Here is a 20,335-nt window from a genome sequence, read left to right as displayed (position 1 = left end):
GCTTGTGGACACGTTATGGCAAACAAAAACGGCAGGCACGTGAACGCGCCTGCCGCTTAGGTGTCGGAGCCCGCGCGCTCCTCAGTGGGCTGCAGGCAGCGGGTTGCGCAGGCGGATGTGCAGTTCGCGCAGCTGCTTTTCGTCCACAGGCGAAGGGGCCTGGGTCAGCAGATCCTGGGCGCGCTGGGTCTTGGGGAAGGCGATCACGTCGCGGATGGACTCGGCTCCCGTCATCAGCGTGATCAGGCGGTCCAGGCCGAAGGCCAGGCCGCCGTGCGGAGGCGCGCCGTACTGCAACGCGTCCAGCAGGTAGCCGAACTTGGCGCGCTGGTCTTCCGGGCCGATATTGAGCGCCGCAAACACCTTGGCCTGCACATCAGCGCGGTGGATACGCACCGAGCCGCCGCCCAGCTCCCAGCCGTTCAGCACCATGTCGTAGGCCTTCGCAATGCACTTGCCGGGGTCGGTGTCCATGAGGTTCTCATGGCCGTCCTTCGGCGACGTGAAGGGGTGGTGCACGGCCACCCAGCGGTCTTCTTCCTCGTCATGCTCGAACATGGGAAAGTCCACCACCCACAGCGGCGCCCAGCGGTTCTCGAACAGACCATTCTTCTTGCCGAATTCGCTGTGGCCGACCTTCAGGCGCAGTGCGCCGATGGCGTCGTTGACGATCTTTTCCTTGTCGGCGCCAAAGAACAGCAGGTCGCCGTCCTGCGCGCCCGTGCGCTGGAGCACTTCGGCCAGTGCGGCGTCATGGATGTTCTTGACGATGGGCGACTGCAGGCCGTCACGGCCCTTGGCCTTATCGTTGACCTTGATGTAAGCCAGACCCTTGGCGCCGTAGATCTTCACGAACTCGGTATAGCCGTCGATCTCGCCGCGCGACAGGCCGCCCTCTTCACGGGCGCCACCGGGCACGCGCAGGGCCACCACACGGCCGCCCTTCATGTTGGCGGCGCCGGAGAAGACCTTGAAGTCCACGTCCTTCATGACATCGGTCAGCTCGGTGAATTCGAGCTTCACGCGCAGGTCAGGCTTGTCGGAGCCGAAACGGTGCGCTGCTTCCTGGTAGGTCATGGTGGGGAATTCGCCCAGGTCCACGCCCAATTGCTGCTGGAACACTTCCTTGATCATGCGCTGGAAGATGGCGCGGATCTCTTCCTCATTCAGGAACGAGGTCTCGCAGTCGATCTGCGTGAACTCGGGCTGGCGGTCGGCGCGCAGATCCTCGTCGCGGAAGCACTTGGTGATCTGGTAGTAGCGGTCGTAGCCGGCCACCATCAGCATCTGCTTGTAGAGCTGGGGCGACTGCGGCAGCGCGAAGAACTGACCGTCGTGCACGCGGCTGGGCACGAGGTAGTCGCGCGCTCCCTCGGGCGTGCTCTTGCCCAGCATGGGCGTTTCGATGTCGATGAAGCCTTCCTTGTCCAGGAAGTTACGCACCTGGATGGCCGTCTTGTAGCGCAGCATCATGTTGCGCTGCATGTACGGGCGGCGCAGGTCCATCACGCGGTGCGTGAGGCGCGTGGTTTCCGACAGGTTGTCGTCGTCCATCTGGAAGGGCGGCGTCACGGACGGGTTCAGGACGTTGAGCTCCTGGCACAGCACCTCGATCTTGCCGCTCTTGAGGCTGTCGTTGGTCGTGCCTTCGGGGCGCGCGCGCACCAAACCCTTGACCTGCACGCAGAACTCGTTGCGGACGTCCTCGGCCACCTTGAACATCTCGGGACGGTCAGGGTCGCAGACCACCTGCACATAGCCTTCGCGGTCGCGCAGGTCGATAAAGATCACGCCGCCATGGTCGCGGCGACGGTTCACCCAGCCCGACAGGGTGACGGTTTGGCCCAGGAGGGCTTCGGTCACAAGACCGCAGTAGTGGGAGCGCATGGCCATGGATCAGTCTTCCTGCGTCCTCGTGGGACGCGACGATGGTTGTTCTTTCCACCCACTCGGCGCACAGGCACGGGCGGGCGACGACGGTTTTCTTATGGAGCGGGTTCCGTGGCAACGGGGTCGGGTGGCGACACCACCCCCATCGACACAATGTACTTGAGGGCCGCATCGATGCTCATGTCCAGCTCGATGCAGTCGCTCCTGCGCATGAGCACGAAGTACCCGCCCGTGGGATTGGGCGTGGTGGGCACGTAGACGCTCACATACTCGTCACGCAGGTAAGCCGCCACCTCGCCGCTGGGCGCGCCGGTGATGAAGGCCACCGTCCACACCCCCTCGCGCGGCCACTGCACCAGCACGGCGGTGCGAAAGGCGTTGCCGCTTTCAGAGAACAGTGTGTCGGAAACCTGCTTGACACTGGAGTAGATCGAACGCACCACGGGAATGCGGCTGACCAGGCGGTCGCCCCACTCCACCAGCTTGCGCCCCGCGAAGTTGCTCGCCAAGGCCCCCACCACCAGCAGGATGCTGAGCGTGAGCAGCACCCCGAAGCCCGGGATGTGAAAGCCCAGCAGTTTGTCTGGCTGCCAAGAGCCCGGCAGGATGGCGAGGGTCTGATCCAGGGTGCTCACGATCCAGCTCAACACCCATGCGGTGATGACGCCGGGCACGATGACCAGCAGACCCGTGAACAGCCACTTGCGCAAGGCAGCCATGCGAGTTATCCGAGGTTAGGAGTCAGAAGTGGCCGCAGCGCTTGCTGGAGCAGCGCTGACAGCTTCTTTTTTAGGAGCGTCCGATGCCGCAGCAGGCGCACTGGCACGGCCGCTGAAATCGGTGGCATACCAGCCCGTGCCCTTGAGTTGAAAACCCGCGGCCGTCAGCTGCTTGGAAAAAGCCGGCGCACCGCAGGACGGGCAGACGGTGAGCGGCGCGTCGGAGATTTTTTGCAGCACGTCCTTGGCATGGCCGCAGGAACCGCATCGATAGGCGTAAATAGGCATTACGAAGAAGTGCGAAGAATGTGCAAAACCTTCAATTATAGGCATGCACCCCAGGCCGCACCGTGCGCCCGTGCGTCACTCCACCCCCACCACCCGGTGGTGCGGCGCATGGGAATTGCGCACCACCTGCGGCGCAAGCGAACCGGCCACCATGCCGACCATGGCGGCCAGCAGGCCGGCGAGTTGCTGGGGGAACGCCTCATGCAGCGCGGGGGTGACCATGAACACCAGCCACACGCCAATGCCCAGCGCCACAGCGCACAGCGCGCCTTGCGTGTTGGCACGCTTCCAATACAGGCCGAATACCAGCGGCACGAACGCCCCCACCAGCGGCACTTGATAGGCGCTGGACACCAGCTCGTAAATGGGCGTGCCTTCCATCTTGATGGAATAGGCCAGCACACCCACCGCGAACACCAGCACACTGATGCGCATGGCCAGCAGGTTCTCGCGGTCGCTGATCTTTTCAGGGCGGAACTGCCGCCAGATGTTCTCGGTGAAGGTGACGCTGGGCGCCAGCAGTGTGGCCGAGGCGCAGGACTTGATGGCCGACAGTAGCGCACCGAAGAACAGCACCTGCATGACGAGCGGCATCTTGTCCATCACCAGTGTGGGCAGCACCTTCTGCGGGTCATCCTTGAGCAGTTCGGCCGTCTCCTGCGGCATGATCAGCAGCGCGCTTGCCACGAGGAACATGGGCACGAAGGCGAAGAAGATGTAGGCCGTACCACCGATCACCGTGCCATGCGTGGCGGCACGCTCGGTATTGGCCGACATGACGCGCTGGAACACGTCCTGCTGCGGGATGGAGCCCAGCATCATGGTGATGGCGGCACCGAAGAAGAAGATGATCTCGTGCCAGGTGGGTTCGGGCCAGAACTGGAACAGGTCGCGGCTGGTGGCCAGCTCGATCACCTTGCCCGCGCCCCCCGCCATGTCGCTGGCGAACCAGGCCAGCACCACCAGGCCGACCACCAGAATGATCATCTGGATGAAATCGGTCACCGCCACCGACCACATGCCACCCCACAGCGTGTAGACCAGGATGGACAGCACGCCGATGGCCATGCCCATGGGGATGCTCACGGCACCGCCGGACAGCAGATTGAACACCAGCCCCAGCGCCGTGACCTGCGCCGACACCCAGCCCAGGTAGCTGAGCATGATGATGAGCGAGCAGATCACCTCCACTGCGCGGCCGTAGCGCTCGCGGTAGTAGTCGCTGATGGTCAGCAGTGTCATGCGGTAGAGCTTGGCCGCGAAGAACAACCCCACCAGAATCAAGCACATGCCGGCGCCGAACGGGTCTTCCACCACGGCCTTGAGCCCGCCTTCGATGAACTTGGCGGGCACGCCCAGCACGATCTCGGAGCCGAACCACGTGGCGAACGTGGTGGTGATGATCATGTACATGGGCAGGTGGCGCCCGGCAATCGCGAAATCAGCCGTGTTCTTCACCCGTTGGGCAGCCCACAAGCCAATGCCGATGGTGACAAACAGGTAGGCAATCACCATGAAGAGCAACACGCTGGTACTCCTGAGGAATGAGAGAGGGAAGGAAGTTAGAAGATGCGCACGCGCACGAAGAGCTGCATGACCAGCAGCCCCAGCACGAAGCCCAGGCCGCCATAGATGATGCTTTGCAGCAGCCGGTTGGTGCGCTTCTGGGTGGCCAGCAGTTCCTGCAGATCGCCCCGGTTGTCATGGGGCCGCTGGCGCAGGAAGTCGTGGAGCAGGCGTGGCAGGTCGGGCAGGATCTTGGCGTAGTGCGGCGCCTCGGCACGCAGCTCGCGCCACAGGCGTTGGGGACCCAGCTGATCGAGCATCCACTTCTCCAGGAAGGGCTTGGCCGTGCTCCACAGGTCCAGGTCGGGGTCCAACTGCCGGCCCAACCCTTCGATGTTGAGCAAGGTTTTTTGCAGCAGCACCAGCTGCGGCTGGATCTCCACCTGGAAGCGCCGCGAGGTCTGGAACAGCCGCAGCAGCACCATGCCCAAAGAGATTTCCTTGAGCGGCCGGTCGAAATACGGCTCGCACACGGTGCGGATAGCGGCTTCCAGTTCGTTCACGCGGGTATGGGCGGGAACCCAACCGCTTTCGATGTGCAGTTCGGCCACGCGCTTGTAGTCGCGCCTGAAAAAAGCCGTGAAGTTCTGCGCAAGGTATTCCTTGTCGAACTCGGTCAGCGTCCCGACGATGCCAAAGTCCAGCGAGATGTAGCGGCCGAAGGTCTCGGGCGCCAGGCTCACCTGGATGTTGCCGGGATGCATGTCGGCATGAAAGAACCCGTCGCGGAACACCTGGGTGAAGAAGATGGTCACGCCGTCGCGGGCCAGCTTGGGAATGTCCACACCCGCGCTGCGCAGGCGCTCCACCTGGTTGATGGGCACGCCCTTCATGCGCTCCATCACCAACACTTCGGCATGGCAGAAATCCCAGAACACCTCCGGGATGAGCACCAGATCCAGCCCCTGCATGTTGCGGCGCAGCTGCGCCGCGTTGGCCGCCTCGCGCACCAGGTCGAGTTCGTCGTGCAGGTAGTTGTCGAACTCGGCCACGACCTCGCGGGGCTTGAGGCGCTTGCCGTCGGCGGACAGGCTTTCCACCCACCCGGCCATCATGCGCATGAGCGCCAAATCCTTGTCGATCACCGGCAGCATCCCGGGGCGCAGCACCTTCACGGCGACTTCACGCGCGTGCCCTTGGCGGTCACGGATCACCGCGAAGTGCACCTGCGCGATGGACGCGCTGGCCACGGGCTGCCGGTCGAACGAGACGAACACCTCGCCGATCGGGCGGCGAAATGCGCGCTCGATGGTGGCGATCGCCACATCAGGGTCGAACGGCGGCACACGATCCTGCAGCAGCGCCAGCTCGTCCGCAATGTCCGGCGGCATGAGGTCGCGGCGCGTGGACAGGACCTGCCCGAACTTCACGAAAATCGGACCCAGGCTCTCCAAGGCCTCGCGCAGCCGCTGGCCGCGCGGCGCGTTCAGCTTGCGACCGAAGGTGATGACCCGCGTGACGGCGCGCAGCCACGGCTGCCGGAAGGTCGACAGCACCAGTTCGTCGAGTCCGTAGCGCAGCACCACCCAGACGATGGTGATGCCGCGGGCAAAGCGGCTCATGGCGGGGAGCGGTCCGGCAACTCGCCCGCTGCGGGCGCGGGCGCCTGGCCGCCGGACACGCGTGCGCCCACGAAGCTGCGCAACGCCTGCACGGCGCGTCCCACGACGGATGCCACGGCGCGGGCCGGGGCGTCGCCGATCACGCGCGCCATGTCTTCCTCGACATCCCAGCGCACATGGTCCACCAGCCAATTGATCTCGGCCGCGAACTGCACGTCGCCTTCGATGCGGATGGTGGGCTTGTCGCCGCGCAGCGCACTGCCGGCCAGCGACAGCGGAGAGGTCTCGGACACTTCCAGCCGGAGGTCGGCCACGGCCTCTGCAGGCGCGAGATCGAACAGCCCGGCGGGCGTCACCTGCAGCGCCATCGAGAAGATGCGCCACTGCACGCGCGCGACGCGGCCGCGCTGGCGTGCCAGACGGTCCATGGCTTCCCGCTCCTGCATCAGCACATGGTTGAGGAACAGCACCGTGCGGTGCTGCACCTCATGCACCAGCCACGCGGGCGGCAGGGGGCCAGACATGACGCGTTCGAAGAGCCCGTCCAGGAAAGAAAAAGGGGACCGTGTTGCCATAGTCCCCGATTATTCCCCGAACTGGGCGCAGCGCAGCAGGCTTTTTCGCCGTGCGCCGCCCGGTTCCAGCGGCGCCATGCTTACTGCAGCGCCTGCACGCCCGCGACCAGCCAGCCGCTGGCGCCGTTCTTGGGCTTGGTCATGTTCCAGACCTCGCGGAACGGGCTCGGGCCGGCCGAAGGCTCCTCGCGGATCATGCCGGAGAACTCCACGCTGGCCATGTAGCCGTCGCCCAGGTCCTCGATGCCCAGCAGTTGCGCCTCGAGCATGATCACATCGGTCTGGTTGGGCTGCTGGTCGCCGCGGTGCGATTCGCGCTCGTTGAGCTGCGTGCGAATCTCGTCAACCATGCTGTCGGTCATCATGGAGCGCAGCGTGGCGACGTCCGAGCGATCCCAGGCGGCCTGCAGCGTGGTGAAGTTGCGCTTGGCGGCCGACAGGAAGCCTTCGGTGTCGAAGCCGGCCGGCACGCCCCAGTTCTGCGAACCCGACAGCGCCGAGCCGATGATCCCGCCGGTAGCGGCAGCGGCCGGCGCCTGGAAGGCCATCCCGCCGCGCTCCCACGGGCGGGCGGACGCGTCGTTACCCACCTTGTCCGGGCTGTACTGGCGCGGCATGCGCGCATCTGCGGCGGGCGCGGAACCCGCGCCCTGGAAGGCGAAGGGCGAGGCGTTCACCGGTGCGCCCGCGGATTTGCGCGCACGCATGACCATGCCGACCACCACCATGACCACCAGTGCCAGCAGGGCGATCAGCAGGAACTGGCCGAACTCTGCGCCCAGGCCCAGCGAGCTGGCCAGCCAGGCCAGGCCCAGGCCCGCGGCCAGGCCGCCCAGCATGGCGCCCCAGGGCTTCCTGGGGGCGGCTGCGGCGGTATTGGGCGCCGCGGCGGGCTTGGCCGCAGTGGTGCCTGCCGCATTCTGCGTGGGTGCGGCAGGAGCGGCGGGGGGCGTCGCAGCGTCGCGCTGGGTCACGTTGCTGGACTGCTTGCCGATGGATTTGCCACCCCCGAGACGGCGCGCATCCGCATCCAGATGCACGACCGCCAACATGGCGACCAAGACCACTGACCACAGTTTCATCATGGCTTCTCCGAAATATCGATAGTTTTCAATGAACTCTTTCAGCACTTGATTCCAACATGCAAGGCGACGATGCCGCCAGTCATGTTGTGATAGTCCACATGCCCAAAGCCACTTTGCTGCATGAGGGATTTGAGCTCTTCCTGGCCCGGGTGCATGCGGATGGACTCGGCCAGGTAACGGTAGCTCGAATCGTCGCCCGCCACCAGCTTGCCCAGCCGCGGCAACACCTGGAACGAATACCAGTCATAGGCCTTTTCCAGCGGCTTGGCCACGCGGGAAAACTCCAGCACCAGCAGCCGGCCGCGCGGCTTGAGCACGCGGCACATCTCGCGCAGCGCAGCGTCCTTGTGCGTCATGTTGCGCAAGCCGAAGGCCACGCTCACCAGGTCGAAGTGGTTGTCAGGAAACGGCAGGTGCTCGGCATCGCACACCGTCGTGGGCAGCACCACGCCTTCGTTGATCAGCCGGTCGCGTCCCACGCGCAGCATGGCCTCATTGATGTCGGTATGCACGACGCAGCCCGTGGCGCCCACTTTCTTGGAAAAGGCCAGCGACAGGTCGCCCGTGCCGCCCGCGATGTCCAGCACCTGGTCGCCCTCGCGCAGGTTGGCCACCATGACGGTGTAGGCCTTCCAGGCGCGGTGCAACCCGGCCGACATCAGGTCGTTCATCAGGTCGTACTTGGGCGCGACAGAATCGAACACGCCGCGCACGTGGCGCGCCTTGTCCTCTTCCTGAACCGACTGGAATCCGAAATGCGTGGTACTCATACCACGATGCTAAGCGCCCACTGACCATGCGTACAGCGGCAACCCCGCATGCGCCTAGGTCATCTGTCGCTATTTAGGCTAAAGCGTGGCGCGGCGCGGCGACGCGGGCGGGCCGTGCTGCGCCTCAATGCCCGCCGCAGCCGTGGCCGCCGGCCTTGGGCGCCATGGGTGCATCACGGTCCACGCCGGCGGCGGCCAGCCGCTCGGCATAGTCCGCCCACAGCGCCTGCTCGTCGCGGCCCAGCTCGTACAGGTAGTCCCACGAGAAAATGCCGCTGTCGTGCCCGTCGGAGAAGGTGGGCTGCACGGCGTAGTTGCCTACCGGCTCCAGCCGCGTCAACGTGACGTCGCGTTTGCCGGTCTGCAGCACCTGCTGGCCCGGCCCATGGCCCTGCACTTCGGCCGAGGGGGAATACACGCGCATCAGCTCGAACGGGATGCGAAAGTGGGCGCCGTCGGAAAACGTCACCTCCAGCACGCGCGACTGCTCGTGCACCGTGATGGATTGGGGCATGGGCGCGCCCGCCGTCAGACCTGCCATGGATTTCACCTGCGCAATGAAAAGGAATGAACACCGGCGGCGGAGACCGCGCACCGCCGCCCTGCCGCTATTGTCCGCCGCCGGAGCCAAGGCGGCGCGATGCGAGCCAAATCAGCCCCCAGCGCCCAAGGGGAAAGCGCTGGCAGCTATCAATTGATGAGCATCACTGCTCACCCAGGTCCGGCCCAGCGCTCCAGGCGCTCGCGCATCAGCGCGTGCAGTGCGGGCAAGCGCTCGGCCACCAGCGTCTCGCGCGCGGTGTCGCACTCGCGCTGGGGGTGCGCCCAGACGGGTGCGGGGAAGTGGCTGTCCCACTCGTAGCGCGCGATCACGTGCCAGTGCAGGTGCGGCACCACGTTGCCCAGGCTGGCCAGGTTGATCTTGGCCGGCGCCAGTTGCTCGCGCAGCGCCTGCTCTACCAGCGTCACGGCCTCCATGCAGTGTTGGCGGTCGGCGGGGGAGAGGTCCGAGAACTCCGCCACATGGTCCGCCCAGATCACGCGGTAGAAGGCTGGAAAGCCGGCCTCCTGCGCATGGATCACGCGCAGCTTGGCGCCGCGCCAGACCAACGCACCCGCGTCGGAGTCACACAGGGGGCACGCGCCAGCACCACCCGTGGAAGGCGCGGACATGCCGGGCATGGCGGCCTGGCTCATACCAGCACCCGCTCGATGCCGCCGGCGTTGGCGCGTTGCACGTACTCGGGCAGCCAGTTCTCGCCCAGGATCTGCTTGGCCATCTCGATGACGATGTAATCGGCTTCCAGCAGGCCGGTGGACAGGTCGTCCTGGTAGCGCGAGATGCCCTGCAGGCAGCTGGGGCAGCTGGTCAGGATCTTGATGTTGTCCTGCGCGCCCACCGCGCCGCTGGAACGCAAGGCCGCCTCGCCCTTGCGGATTTCCTCGGTCTTGCGAAAGCGCACCTGGGTGGAAACATCGGGGCGCGTCACGCCCAGCGTGCCCGACTCGCCGCAGCAGCGGTCGCTCTTGAGCACCTTGTCGCCCACCAGGGCGCGCACGGTCTTCATCGAGTCGCCCTGCTTCATGGGGTTGTGGCAGGGCTCGTGGTACAGGTAGCCGCCCTGCCCCGCGGGCAGGGTTATGCCCTTTTCCAGCAGGTATTCGTGGATGTCGATGATGCGGCTGCCGGGGAAGATCTTGTCGAACTGGTAGCCCTGCAGCTGGTCGTAGCAGGTGCCGCACGACACCACCACCGTCTTGATGTCCAGGTAGTTCAGCGTGGTGGCCACGCGGTGGAACAGCACCCGGTTGTCGGTGATCATCTTCTCGGCCTTGTCGAACTGGCCGCTGCCGCGCTGCGGGTAGCCGCAGCACAGGTAGCCCGGAGGCAGCACGGTCTGCACGCCCGCGTGCCACAGCATGGCCTGCGTGGCCAGCCCCACCTGGCTGAACAGGCGCTCCGACCCGCAGCCGGGGAAGTAGAACACCGCCTCCGTGTCGGCCGACGTGGCGGCCGGGTTACGGATGATGGGCACGTAGTCCTTGTCCTCGATGTCCAGCAGCGCGCGCGCCGTCTTGGTGGGCAGGCCACCGGGCAGCTTCTTGTTCACGAAGTGGATCACCTGCTCCTTGACCGGCGCCGTGCCCACGGTGGCGGGCGGGTGCGCGGTCTGCTTGCGGCTCACGCTGCGCAGCACGTCCACGGCCATGCGCTGGGCCTTGAAACCTACGTTGACCATGCCCGCGCGCAGCAGCTTGATGGTGTCGGGGTTGGTGGCGTTGAGCATCGCCATGGCCATCTTGTTGCCGGGGCGGAAGCTTTTCTTGCCCATCTTGCGCAGCAGGTTGCGCATGTTCATGGTCACGTCGCCGAAGTCGATCTTGACCGGGCACGGCGAGTAGCACTTGTGGCACACGGTGCAGTGGTCGGCCACGTCCTCGAATTCCTGCCAGTGGCGGATGGACACGCCGCGGCGCGTCTGCTCTTCGTACAGGAAGGCCTCGGCCAGCAGTGAGGTGGCCAGGATCTTGTTGCGCGGGCTGTACAGCAGGTTGGCACGCGGCACGTGCGTGGAGCACACGGGCTTGCACTTGCCGCAGCGCAGGCAGTCCTTCACGCTGGCAACGATGTCGCCGATGTCGCTCTGCTGCATGATCAGCGACTCGTGCCCCATCAGCCCGAAGCTGGGCGTGTAGGCATTGGTCAGGTCCGCGAACATCAGCGAGGTGCGCGAGCCTTTATGCGCAAAATGGGCCTGCAGTGCTTGCCCGTCCTGCGCGAGCAGCTCCTGATTGCGTAGCAGCTTGCCGCGGTTGAAGCGGCCTTGCGGGTCCACCTTGCGCTTGTACTCGGCGAACGGCGCCAGTTCCTCGTCGGTCAAAAACTCCAGCTTGGTGATGCCAATGCCGTGCTCGCCCGAGATCACGCCGCCCAGGCTGCGCGCCAGCACCATGATGCGCGCCACCGCCTCGTGCGCGGTCTGCAGCATGGCGTAGTTGTCGCTGTGCACGGGGATGTTGGTGTGCACGTTGCCGTCGCCGGCGTGCATGTGCAGCGCCACCCACACCCGGCCCTTGAGCACGCGCTTTTGCACGTCGCCAAGCGCCTGCATCAGCGGCTCGAAGTCGCTGCCGGTGAAGATGTTGCGCAGCGGATCGCGGATCTGCGTCTTCCAGCTGGCCCGCAGGCGGTGGTCCTGCAGCTGGGGGAACAGTTCTTCCACGCGCTGCAGCCAGTCCTGCCAGAGCGCGCGCGTCTCGCGCACCAGGGCCAGGGCCAGGGCCAGCTTTTCCTCCAGCAGCTCGGGCGAAGGCAGCTCGCCGCCCGCCTCGGGCTTGCCCAGCGGCAGGTTGCCGCGCGCGAGAAACTCCTCCAGCGCGTCGGCCAGCTCGATCTTGTTGCGCAGGCTGAGTTCGATGTTGATGCGCTCGATGCCGTCGGTGTACTCGGCCATGCGCGGCAGCGGGATCACCACGTCTTCGTTGATCTTGAAGGCGTTGGTGTGGCGGCTGATGGCGGCCGTCTTCTTGCGGTCGGCCCAGAACTTCTTGCGGGCCTCGGCGCTCACCGCCGTGAAGCCCTCGCCGCTGCGGCTGTTGGCGATGCGCACCACCTCGGCGGTGGCGCGGGCCACGGCATCAGGATCGTCGCCCACGATGTCGCCCACCAGCAGCATCTTGGGCAGGCCGCCGCGCTTGGACTTGGTGGTGTAGCCCACGGCGCGCAGGTAGCGGTCGTCCAGGTGCTCCAGGCCCGCCAGCAGCACGCCGCTGCGCTTTTGCTCGGCGAACATGAAGTCCTTGATCTCCACGATGCTGGGCACGGCGTCCTTGGCGTTGCCGAAGAACTCCAGGCACACGGTGCGCGTGTGCTCGGGCATGCGGTGCACGATCCAGCGCGCGCTGGTGATCAGGCCGTCGGTGCCTTCCTTTTGCACACCAGGCAGGCCGCTGAGGAACTTGTCCGTCACGTCCTTGCCCAGGCCCTCCTTGCGGAAGGTCTTGCCCGGGATGTCCAGGCGCTCGGTGCGGATCGGCGTCTTGCCGTCGGCCTGGAAGTACTGCAGTTCGAAACTGGCGACGTCGGCGTCGTGGATCTTGCCCAGGTTGTGTCCCACGCGGGTGACCTCCAGCCACTGCCCTTCAGGTGTCACCATGCGCCAGCTGGCCAGGTTGTCCAGCGCCGTGCCCCACAGCACGGCCTTCTTGCCGCCCGCGTTCATGGCGATGTTGCCGCCGACGCACGAAGCCTCGGCGCTGGTCGGGTCCACGGCGAACACGAAACCGGCGGCCTCGGCCGCGTCGGCCACGCGCTGGGTGACCACGCCGGCCTCGGTCCAGATGGTGGCCACCTCGGCGTCCAGGCCCGGCAGGCGGCGCATCTGCACCTCGGTCATGGCCTCGAGCTTTTCGGTGTTGATGACGGCGCTGCGCCAGGTAAGCGGGATCGCGCCCCCCGTGTAGCCGGTGCCGCCCCCACGCGGGATGATGGTCAGCTCCAGCTCGATGCAGGCCTTGACCAGCGCGGCCATCTCGGCCTCGGTGTCGGGCGTGAGCACCACGAACGGGTATTCCACGCGCCAGTCGGTCGCATCGGTCACGTGCGACACGCGCGACAGGCCGTCGAACTTGATGTTGTCCTTGGCCGTGTGGCGGCCCAGGCGGCGCGCCACCTTCTTGCGCAGGTCGCTGGCCTCGACCAGCGTGGCGTCGAACTCGTCGATGGCGCGGCGCGCTGCGTCCACCAGCACGCCCACGCGGCGGTCGCGCTCGGCGTCTTCCTGCGGCAGGCGGCGCTTTTCGATCTCGGCCATGCGGTGCTGCAGCGCATCCACCAGCAGCTTGCGCCGGGCGGGGTTGTGCAGCAGGTCGTCCTGCAGGTAGGGGTTGCGCTGCACGGCCCAGATGTCGCCCAGCACTTCGTACAGCATGCGGGCGGATCGGCCCGTGCGGCGCTCGCGGCGCAACTGGTCCAGCACATCCCAGGCGGAGGCGCCCAGCAGGCGGATCACGATTTCCCGGTCGGAAAACGAGGTGTAGTTGTACGGAATTTCGCGCAAACGGGCAGGCTCGGCGCCTTGCGTCTGCAGGGCGGCCAGCGCAATCGGAACATTCATGGGATCAACCTGGGTTGGGCGTGCAGGGCGCCCTCGTGCCTCGGGGTCGGGATTTTAAGCCAGTGCCCGTTACCGCACTGTCCTGCCCGCAGAGCCCCGCCGCTGGCGCGGGGCGGCCAAGGACGGGCAAGAGCCAAATCAGGCCCCAGCGCCCGTCCTTTCAGCGCAAACAGCTATTAAAACAATAGCTATTTAATACAGCACGCGGCTGCGGATGGTGCCGGGCACCTGGGCCAGCTTCTCCAGCGCAAGGTCGGACGAGCGCGCGTCGAGGTCGATCACCACATAGCCGATCTTCTCGTTGGTCTGCAGGTACTGCGCCGCGATGTTGATGTGGTTGTCCGACAGGATGCTGTTGATCTGCGAGAGCACGCCCGGCACGTTGTGGTGCACGTGCAGCAGGCGGTGCTTGCCGGCATGCTCGGGCAGCGCCACCTCGGGGAAGTTGACCGACGAGGTGCTGGTGCCGTTGTCGCTGTACCTGACGAGCTTTTCCGCCACCTCCAGGCCGATGTTGGCCTGCGCCTCCATGGTGGAGCCGCCGATGTGGGGCGTGAGGAGGGCGTTGTCCAGCCCGCGCAGCGGCGAGACGAACTCGTCCTTGTTGCTCTTGGGCTCCACGGGGAACACGTCCACGGCCGCGCCCAGCAAGTTGCCGCCCTTCAGCGCCTGGGCCAGGGGGTCGATCTCCACCACCGTGCCGCGCGAGGCGTTGATGAGGATGCCGCCCGGCTTCATGGCCGCGATCTCGGCGGCGCCAATCATCCACTGGGTGGAAGGCAGCTCAGGCACGTGCAGGGTCACGATGTCGGCCTGGCCCAGCAGCTCGTGCAGCGAACCCACCTGGCGCGCATTGCCCAGCGGCAGCTTGTGCACCACGTCGTGGAAGATCACGTGCATGCCCAGCGCCTCGGCCAGCACCGACAGCTGGGTGCCGATGGAGCCGTAGCCCACGATGCCCAGCGTCTTGCCGCGGATCTCGTAGGCGTTCGTGGCGCTCTTGAGCCAGCCGCCGCGGTGGGCCGCGGCGTTCTTCTCGGGCACGCCGCGCAGCAGCAGGATGGCCTCGGCCAGCACCAGCTCGGCCACGGAGCGGGTGTTGGAATACGGCGCATTGAACACGGCGATGCCGCGCTCGCGCGCAGCGTTCAGGTCTACCTGGTTGGTGCCGATGCAAAAGCACCCCACGGCCACGAGCTTGTGCGCATGCGCGAACACGTCCGCCGTGAGCTGCGTGCGCGAGCGGATGCCAATGAAGTGCACGTCGGCGATCTTGCGGCGCAGTTCCTCGCCCTCCAGCGCCCCGGCCAGCACCTCGACCTGCGTATACCCCGCGGACCGCAACACTTCCACCGCAGAGGGATGGATGCCCTCCAGCAACAGGAACTTGATCTTGCTTTTATCCAGGGAAGTCTTGGCCATGGCGTGCAAATTGAGAGGAAATGAAAACACCCAGGCGGCGCGCGCCGCTGGACAGGAGAGGGGATCATTGTGCAATGCACAAATCCCTGTCGGCATCCATGCGATTGCCCGCGGCGGCCCATGCATACCCCCGCCGCGGCCGGATGTTTGTCACAACACCGTCATGCCAGTGACACAATTCGTCACCCAAGCGCCGCGGGGTTTACCCCGTTGCTGCGCTTTTTGCAGTGTGCGAGAACGACACATTCCTGTCACGGAACGCGACCACCATCGCCGCCTTCCTGCCTATCGTCTATCAACGAGGAGTATTCATGCAGATCAAACACTTGGCGCTGGCCGCCGCAGTGGCCGCCACCAGCCTGGCCGCACAAGCTCAAACAGAGATCCAGTGGTGGCACTCCATGACGGCTGTCAACAACGAGTGGGTCAATGACCTGGCCAAGCAGTTCAACGAGGGCCAGAAGGAGTACAAGGTCATCCCTACCTTCAAGGGGTCGTATGACGAAAGCATGACGGCCGCGATCGCCGCGTTCCGCTCGGGCAATGCGCCGCACGTCCTGCAGGTGTTCGAGGTGGGTACGGCCACGATGATGGCCAGCAAGGGCGCCACCGTACCCGTGGGCAAGGTGATGAAGGACGCGGGCGCTGCCTTCGACCCCAGCGCCTACATCCCCGCCGTGGCTGCGTACTACACCGACCCCAACGGCCAGATGCTGAGCTTCCCGTTCAACAGCTCTACCACCATCTTTTATTACAACAAGGACGCCTTCAAGAAGGCCGGCCTGAACGCCGACAAGGCCCCCGCCACCTGGCCCGAAGTGTTCGCAGCGGCCAAGAAGCTCAAGGCCAGCGGCCACAGCTGCCCCATGACGCTGGCCTGGAACGGCTGGACGCAGCTCGAATCCTTCTCGGCCTGGCACAACGTCGAATTTGCCACCGAGAAGAACGGCCTGGGCCCCAACGGCCACAAGGCCCGCATGAAGATCAATTCGCCGCTGCACGTGCGCCACATCGACAACCTGTCGCAGGCCGCCAAGGCGGGCGAGTTCGTCTACAAGGGCCGCGGCTCGGCGGCCCAGGCGTCGTTCACCTCGGGTGAGTGCGCCATGATCCAGACGTCGTCGGGCTTCTACGGCGACGTGGCCAAGAACGCCAAGTTCGCCTACGGCCTGGCGCCCCTGCCCTACTACCCCGACGTGAAGGGTGCACCGCAGAACACCGTGATCGGCGGCGCATCGCTGTGGGTCATGGCCGGCAAGAAGCCCGCCGAATACAAGGGCGTGGCCAAGTTCTTCGAGTTCCTGTCCGACACCAAGGTGCAGGCCGCCAGCCACCAGCGCACGGGCTACCTGCCCATCACCATGGGCGCGTATGAGCTGACCGACAAGTCCGGTTTCTACGCCAAGCACCCCGGCACCGACACGGCCGTGAACCAGATGGTGCGCAAGGTGACCGACAACTCGCGCGGCATCCGCCTGGGCAACTACGTGCAGATCCGCACCATCGAGGACGAAGAACTCGAACAGGTCTGGGCCGGCAAGAAGACGGCCAAGGAAGCCCTGGACTCCATCGTGAGCCGCGGCAACGAACTGCTGGCGCGCTTCGAGCGCTCTTACAAGAAGTAAGCCCTGTCATCCGTGACGGGCGAGGCGTTCCCATGAACGCCCCTTCGGTCAGCGGCCCCTGCCTGGGGGCCGCTTTTCCTTTTCCCGCTGGTGCAGCCTTGCGCCAGCGGTTTTCTCGTTTGTGAACGTCATGGAAAAACGCGTACTTTTCCGCTCGGCGTGGCTGCCCTGGGTGTTGATCGCCCCGCAGTTGCTCATCATCGGCATCTTCTTCTTCCTGCCCGCGGGCCAGGCCATCCTGCAGTCCTTCCAGATGGAAGACGCGTTTGGCATGAGCACCGAGTGGGTGGGGCTGGACAATTTCAAGCAGCTTTTCGACGATCCGTCCTATCTGGAATCCTTCCAGCGCACGGCGTTGTTCTCGGTGCTGGTGGCGGGCATCGGCATCGTGGTGTCGCTGGCGCTGGCCATCTTCGCGGACCGCATCGTGCGCTTTGCCATGGTCTACAAGACCCTGCTCATCGTGCCCTATGCCGTGGCCCCGGTGATCGCGGGCGTGCTGTGGGTGTTCCTGTTCTCGCCCTCCATCGGCGTGGTGACCTACTACCTGGGTGAGCTGGGCTACGGCTGGAACCACATGATGAACGACAACCAGGCCATGACGCTGATCGTCATCGCCTCGGTGTGGAAGCAGATCTCCTACAACTTCCTGTTCTTCCTGGCGGGCCTGCAGTCGATTCCGAAGGCGCTGATCGAGGCGGCCTCCATCGACGGCGCGGGCGCATGGCGGCGCTTCTGGAACATCCAGCTGCCGCTCTTGTCGCCCACCACCTTCTTCCTGCTGGTGATCAACATCGTGTACGCCTTCTTTGACACCTTCGGCATCATCGACGCGGCCACGCAGGGCGGGCCGGGGCAGTCCACGTCCATCCTCGTCTACAAGGTGTACCAGGACGGCTTCAAGGCGCTGGACCTCGGCGGCTCGGCGGCGCAGTCCGTGATCCTGATGCTGATCGTCATCGCGCTCACCGTGGTGCAGTTCCGCTACGTCGAGAAGAAAGTGCAGTACTGACCATGATCGACCGTAACCCCTGGCTCAATTTCATTTCGCACGCCGTGCTGGTCCTCGGCGTGGCCATCGTGGCCTTCCCGCTGTACCTGGCGCTGGTGGCCTCCACCCACACGGCGGATGCCATCGTGCAGTCGCCCATGCCGTTGCTGCCGGGCAGCCACCTGTGGGAGAACTACCAGGCCGCGCTGTTCGGCTCGGGCAAGCTGGGCTTCAACACCAACGTGGTGCACATGATGTGGGTGAGCTTCGTGGTGGCCATGGTCATCACCGTGGGCAAGATCGCCATCTCGCTGCTGTCGGCGTTTGCCATCGTGTACTTCCGCTTCCCGTTCAAGATGCTGTGCTTCTGGGCCATCTTCGTGACGCTGATGCTGCCGGTGGAAGTGCGCATCCTGCCCACCTACAAGGTGGTGGCAGACCTGGGCCTGCTCAACAGCTACGCCGGCCTCACGCTGCCGCTGATCGCCTCGGCCACCGCCACGTTCCTGTTCCGCCAGTTCTTCCTGACAGTGCCCGACGAGCTGGTGGAGGCCGCGCGCATCGACGGCGCCGGGCCCATGCGCTTTTTCAAGGACGTGCTGGTGCCGCTGTCGCGCACCTCGATCGCGGCGCTGTTCGTGATCCAGTTCATCTACGGCTGGAACCAGTACCTGTGGCCGCTGCTGATGACCACCTCCGAAGACATGTACCCGGTGGTGATCGGCATCAAGCGCATGCTGGCCGGCGGCGAGGCCGCCGTGGACTGGAACATCGTGATGGCCACCGCCATCGTCGCCATGCTGCCGCCCACGGCCGTGGTGATCCTGATGCAGAAGTGGTTCGTCAAGGGCCTGGTCGACACCGAGAAATAAACATCAAAACCGGCTGTAGCGCCCACCCTTCAAGCGCAAACAGCTATTGATTAAATAGCACATATGGCATCCCTTACCCTCACCAACGTCGTCAAGCACTACGGCAGCGGCAAGCAGATCGTGCCCGTGATCCACGGCGTCAACGCCGAGATCCGGGACGGCGAGTTCATCGTCATCGTCGGCCCCTCGGGCTGCGGCAAATCCACCCTGCTGCGCATGGTGGCCGGCCTGGAGGAAATCACCGGCGGCACCATCGCCATCGGCGAGCGCGTGGTCAACAACCTGGAGCCGGCCAGGCGCGACATCGCCATGGTGTTCCAGAACTACGCCCTGTACCCGCACATGAGCGTGTTCGACAACATGGCCTACGGCTTGAAGATCGCCAAGGTGGCCAAGGACGACATCAAGGCGCGCGTGGACAAGGCCGCCAAGATCCTGGAGCTGGGCCACCTGCTGGAGCGCAAGCCGCGCCAGCTCTCGGGCGGCCAGCGCCAGCGCGTGGCCATGGGCCGCGCCATCGTGCGCCAGCCCCAGGTGTTCCTGTTCGACGAGCCGCTGTCCAACCTGGACGCCAAGCTGCGCGCGCAGACCCGTATCGAAATCCAGAAGCTGCACCGCGAACTGGGCATCACCAGCCTGTTCGTGACCCATGACCAGGTGGAGGCCATGACGCTCGCGCAGCGCATGATCGTCATGAACGCCGGCAACATGGAGCAGTTCGGCACGCCCGAGGAGGTCTACCACACACCGGCCTCCACCTTCGTGGCCAGCTTCATCGGCTCGCCGCCGATGAACCTGCTCAACCACGCCCCGGGCGCCCAGCCCGGCACCACGCTGGGCATCCGCCCCGAGCACCTGGACATCACCGCCGACGGCGGCTGGGCCGTGCAGGTAGAGACGGTGGAGCTGCTGGGCGCCGAGCGCCTGGTGTATGGCCGCGTGGGCGACGAGCAGCTCATCGTGCGCATCGAGGAAGGCGCCCCCGCGCCACAGCCGGGCGACACCATCCACGTCACGCCGCGCGCCCACCGCCTGCACACCTTCGATGCCGGCACCGGCAAGCGCCTGTAGCACCCGACCGCCTGGAGCACCGCGCATGACGACACCTTCCGCCTGGCCCTACCCCCGCTGGATCGCCCACCGCGGCGCCGGCAAGCTGGCGCCCGAGAACACGCTGGCCGCCTTCCGCCTGGGCGCGCAGCACGGCTACCGCATGTTCGAGTGCGACGCCAAGCTGAGCAGCGACGGCGTGGCCTTCCTGCTGCACGACGCCACGCTGGAGCGCACTACCAACGGCCACGGCACCGCAGGCGATCAGCCCTGGGGCACGCTGGCCCAGCTGGACGCCGGTGCCTGGCATTCGCGCACGTACGCGGGCGAGCCGCTGCCCACGCTGGAGCACCTGGCGCGCTGGTGCATCGCCAACGGCCACTTCCTCAACATCGAGATCAAGCCCACGCCCGGTACCGAAGCCGAAACCGGCCGCGCCGTGGCCGCGCTGGCGGCACGCCTGTGGCACGGCCAGAGCGTGCCACCGCTGCTCACCTCGTTCAAACCGCAGGCGCTGGCCGGCGCGCGCGAGACCGCGCCGCATCTGCCCCGCGGCCTGCTGCTGGACCAACTGCATGACGGCTGGCTGGACACCGCGCGCCAGTTGGGCTGCGTGGCCGTGGTCTGCAACCATGCGCTGTGGAGCGCCGCCACCGTGGCCGAGGTGCACCTGGCCGGCATGCGCGCCCTGAGCTACACCGTGAACGACGACTGGGCCGCCCAGCGGCTGGTGGCGCTGCACACCGATGGCATCATCACCGACCGCGTGGACCTGTTCAGCCCCGCCGGGGCCTGACGCGGCG

17 protein-coding genes are annotated in these 20,335 nt (G+C 65.8%); 5 read left to right on the top strand and 12 right to left on the bottom strand.

All coding sequences use genetic code 11. The features are described from left to right. Nucleotides 1–81: 81 nt before the first annotated feature. From aspS to serA, 12 genes are all read right to left on the bottom strand, one after another. Nucleotides 82–1,893: an aspartate--tRNA ligase gene (aspS, locus tag OX89_RS06380; protein WP_011804318.1), complete on the bottom strand. Its 1,812-nt coding sequence runs from the start codon at nucleotides 1,891–1,893 to the stop codon at nucleotides 82–84. A gap of 92 nt (nucleotides 1,894–1,985) precedes the next feature. Continuing rightward, on the bottom strand, nucleotides 1,986–2,609 hold the full coding sequence (locus OX89_RS06375; protein ID WP_011804317.1) for a DUF502 domain-containing protein: 624 nt from the start codon (nucleotides 2,607–2,609) through the stop codon (nucleotides 1,986–1,988). A 15-nt stretch (nucleotides 2,610–2,624) separates the two neighbouring features. Beyond that, nucleotides 2,625–2,897, bottom strand: a complete 273-nt coding sequence (locus OX89_RS18105) for an FmdB family zinc ribbon protein (RefSeq protein WP_047349985.1) — start codon at nucleotides 2,895–2,897, stop codon at nucleotides 2,625–2,627. Nucleotides 2,898–2,972: 75 nt separating this feature from the next. Next, nucleotides 2,973–4,424 (bottom strand): sodium:solute symporter family protein, encoded by a 1,452-nt coding sequence (locus OX89_RS06365; RefSeq protein ID WP_012655779.1) that lies wholly within the window; start codon nucleotides 4,422–4,424, stop codon nucleotides 2,973–2,975. A 35-nt stretch (nucleotides 4,425–4,459) separates the two neighbouring features. Further along, complete coding sequence (gene ubiB, locus OX89_RS06360) at nucleotides 4,460–6,025, bottom strand: ubiquinone biosynthesis regulatory protein kinase UbiB (protein ID WP_047349984.1); 1,566 nt, start codon at nucleotides 6,023–6,025, stop codon at nucleotides 4,460–4,462. Beyond that, nucleotides 6,022–6,600, bottom strand: a complete 579-nt coding sequence (locus OX89_RS06355) for a hypothetical protein (RefSeq protein ID WP_047349983.1) — start codon at nucleotides 6,598–6,600, stop codon at nucleotides 6,022–6,024. Before OX89_RS06355 ends, ubiB begins: the two co-directional genes overlap by 4 nt. Nucleotides 6,601–6,680: 80 nt before the next feature. Beyond that, the gene (locus OX89_RS06350) at nucleotides 6,681–7,685 is read right to left on the bottom strand and encodes a Tim44 domain-containing protein (protein WP_047350043.1); all 1,005 of its coding nucleotides are present in this window, start codon (nucleotides 7,683–7,685) and stop codon (nucleotides 6,681–6,683) included. 38 nt (nucleotides 7,686–7,723) lie between these two features. Then, nucleotides 7,724–8,455 carry a bifunctional demethylmenaquinone methyltransferase/2-methoxy-6-polyprenyl-1,4-benzoquinol methylase UbiE gene (ubiE, locus tag OX89_RS06345; protein WP_047349982.1) on the bottom strand — a complete coding sequence of 244 codons (732 nt, stop codon included), beginning with the start codon at nucleotides 8,453–8,455 and terminating at the stop codon, nucleotides 7,724–7,726. A 124-nt stretch (nucleotides 8,456–8,579) separates the two neighbouring features. After that, complete coding sequence (locus OX89_RS06340) at nucleotides 8,580–8,996, bottom strand: gamma-butyrobetaine hydroxylase-like domain-containing protein (RefSeq protein WP_012655774.1); 417 nt, start codon at nucleotides 8,994–8,996, stop codon at nucleotides 8,580–8,582. A gap of 170 nt (nucleotides 8,997–9,166) precedes the next feature. Beyond that, entirely contained in the window at nucleotides 9,167–9,628 is a 462-nt protein-coding gene (locus tag OX89_RS06335; protein ID WP_047350042.1) for an HIT family protein, read from the bottom strand. 20 nt (nucleotides 9,629–9,648) lie between these two features. Next, nucleotides 9,649–13,572, bottom strand: a complete 3,924-nt coding sequence (locus tag OX89_RS06330; RefSeq protein ID WP_047349981.1) for an FAD/FMN-binding oxidoreductase — start codon at nucleotides 13,570–13,572, stop codon at nucleotides 9,649–9,651. A 192-nt stretch (nucleotides 13,573–13,764) separates the two neighbouring features. Further along, nucleotides 13,765–14,994 (bottom strand): phosphoglycerate dehydrogenase, encoded by a 1,230-nt coding sequence (serA, locus tag OX89_RS06325; protein ID WP_041835901.1) that lies wholly within the window; start codon nucleotides 14,992–14,994, stop codon nucleotides 13,765–13,767. A 311-nt stretch (nucleotides 14,995–15,305) separates the two neighbouring features. Here serA and ugpB point away from each other — a divergent pair, with 311 nt between their 5' ends. The 5 genes from ugpB to ugpQ all read left to right on the top strand — a co-directional run bounded on the left by ugpB (nucleotide 15,306) and on the right by ugpQ (nucleotide 20,328). Beyond that, nucleotides 15,306–16,619 (top strand): sn-glycerol-3-phosphate ABC transporter substrate-binding protein UgpB, encoded by a 1,314-nt coding sequence (gene ugpB / locus OX89_RS06320; RefSeq protein WP_047349980.1) that lies wholly within the window; start codon nucleotides 15,306–15,308, stop codon nucleotides 16,617–16,619. 130 nt (nucleotides 16,620–16,749) lie between these two features. Continuing rightward, on the top strand, nucleotides 16,750–17,631 hold the full coding sequence (gene ugpA / locus OX89_RS06315; protein ID WP_012655769.1) for a sn-glycerol-3-phosphate ABC transporter permease UgpA: 882 nt from the start codon (nucleotides 16,750–16,752) through the stop codon (nucleotides 17,629–17,631). A gap of 2 nt (nucleotides 17,632–17,633) precedes the next feature. Beyond that, a complete protein-coding gene (ugpE, locus tag OX89_RS06310; protein WP_047349979.1) occupies nucleotides 17,634–18,482 on the top strand; it encodes a sn-glycerol-3-phosphate ABC transporter permease UgpE in 849 nt (282 codons plus the stop codon). A gap of 63 nt (nucleotides 18,483–18,545) precedes the next feature. Continuing rightward, nucleotides 18,546–19,553: a sn-glycerol-3-phosphate import ATP-binding protein UgpC gene (locus tag OX89_RS06305; RefSeq protein ID WP_047349978.1), complete on the top strand. Its 1,008-nt coding sequence runs from the start codon at nucleotides 18,546–18,548 to the stop codon at nucleotides 19,551–19,553. 25 nt (nucleotides 19,554–19,578) lie between these two features. Further along, entirely contained in the window at nucleotides 19,579–20,328 is a 750-nt protein-coding gene (ugpQ, locus tag OX89_RS06300) for a glycerophosphodiester phosphodiesterase (protein ID WP_047349977.1), read from the top strand. The last annotated feature ends 7 nt before the right edge of the window (nucleotides 20,329–20,335 follow it).

The sequence above is a fragment of the Diaphorobacter sp. J5-51 genome (assembly GCF_001023515.1).
GTDB lineage: Bacteria > Pseudomonadota > Gammaproteobacteria > Burkholderiales > Burkholderiaceae_C > Diaphorobacter > Diaphorobacter nitroreducens.
Note: the sequence above shows the minus strand (reverse complement) of the source record. Positions and strands in the feature narration are given on the sequence as shown.

Coding starts and splice junctions, on each gene's coding strand:
- aspS (WP_011804318.1), bottom strand. CDS start 1,893: ATGGCCATGCGCTCCCACTACTGCGGTCTTGTGACCGAAGCCCTCCTG.
- OX89_RS06375 (WP_011804317.1), bottom strand. CDS start 2,609: ATGGCTGCCTTGCGCAAGTGGCTGTTCACGGGTCTGCTGGTCATCGTG.
- OX89_RS18105 (WP_047349985.1), bottom strand. CDS start 2,897: ATGCCTATTTACGCCTATCGATGCGGTTCCTGCGGCCATGCCAAGGAC.
- ubiB (WP_047349984.1), bottom strand. CDS start 6,025: ATGAGCCGCTTTGCCCGCGGCATCACCATCGTCTGGGTGGTGCTGCGC.
- OX89_RS06355 (WP_047349983.1), bottom strand. CDS start 6,600: ATGGCAACACGGTCCCCTTTTTCTTTCCTGGACGGGCTCTTCGAACGC.
- OX89_RS06350 (WP_047350043.1), bottom strand. CDS start 7,685: ATGATGAAACTGTGGTCAGTGGTCTTGGTCGCCATGTTGGCGGTCGTG.
- ubiE (WP_047349982.1), bottom strand. CDS start 8,455: ATGAGTACCACGCATTTCGGATTCCAGTCGGTTCAGGAAGAGGACAAG.
- OX89_RS06340 (WP_012655774.1), bottom strand. CDS start 8,996: ATGGCAGGTCTGACGGCGGGCGCGCCCATGCCCCAATCCATCACGGTG.
- OX89_RS06335 (WP_047350042.1), bottom strand. CDS start 9,628: ATGTCCGCGCCTTCCACGGGTGGTGCTGGCGCGTGCCCCCTGTGTGAC.
- OX89_RS06330 (WP_047349981.1), bottom strand. CDS start 13,572: ATGAATGTTCCGATTGCGCTGGCCGCCCTGCAGACGCAAGGCGCCGAG.
- serA (WP_041835901.1), bottom strand. CDS start 14,994: ATGGCCAAGACTTCCCTGGATAAAAGCAAGATCAAGTTCCTGTTGCTG.
- ugpB (WP_047349980.1), top strand. CDS start 15,306: ATGCAGATCAAACACTTGGCGCTGGCCGCCGCAGTGGCCGCCACCAGC.
- ugpA (WP_012655769.1), top strand. CDS start 16,750: ATGGAAAAACGCGTACTTTTCCGCTCGGCGTGGCTGCCCTGGGTGTTG.
- ugpE (WP_047349979.1), top strand. CDS start 17,634: ATGATCGACCGTAACCCCTGGCTCAATTTCATTTCGCACGCCGTGCTG.
- OX89_RS06305 (WP_047349978.1), top strand. CDS start 18,546: ATGGCATCCCTTACCCTCACCAACGTCGTCAAGCACTACGGCAGCGGC.
- ugpQ (WP_047349977.1), top strand. CDS start 19,579: ATGACGACACCTTCCGCCTGGCCCTACCCCCGCTGGATCGCCCACCGC.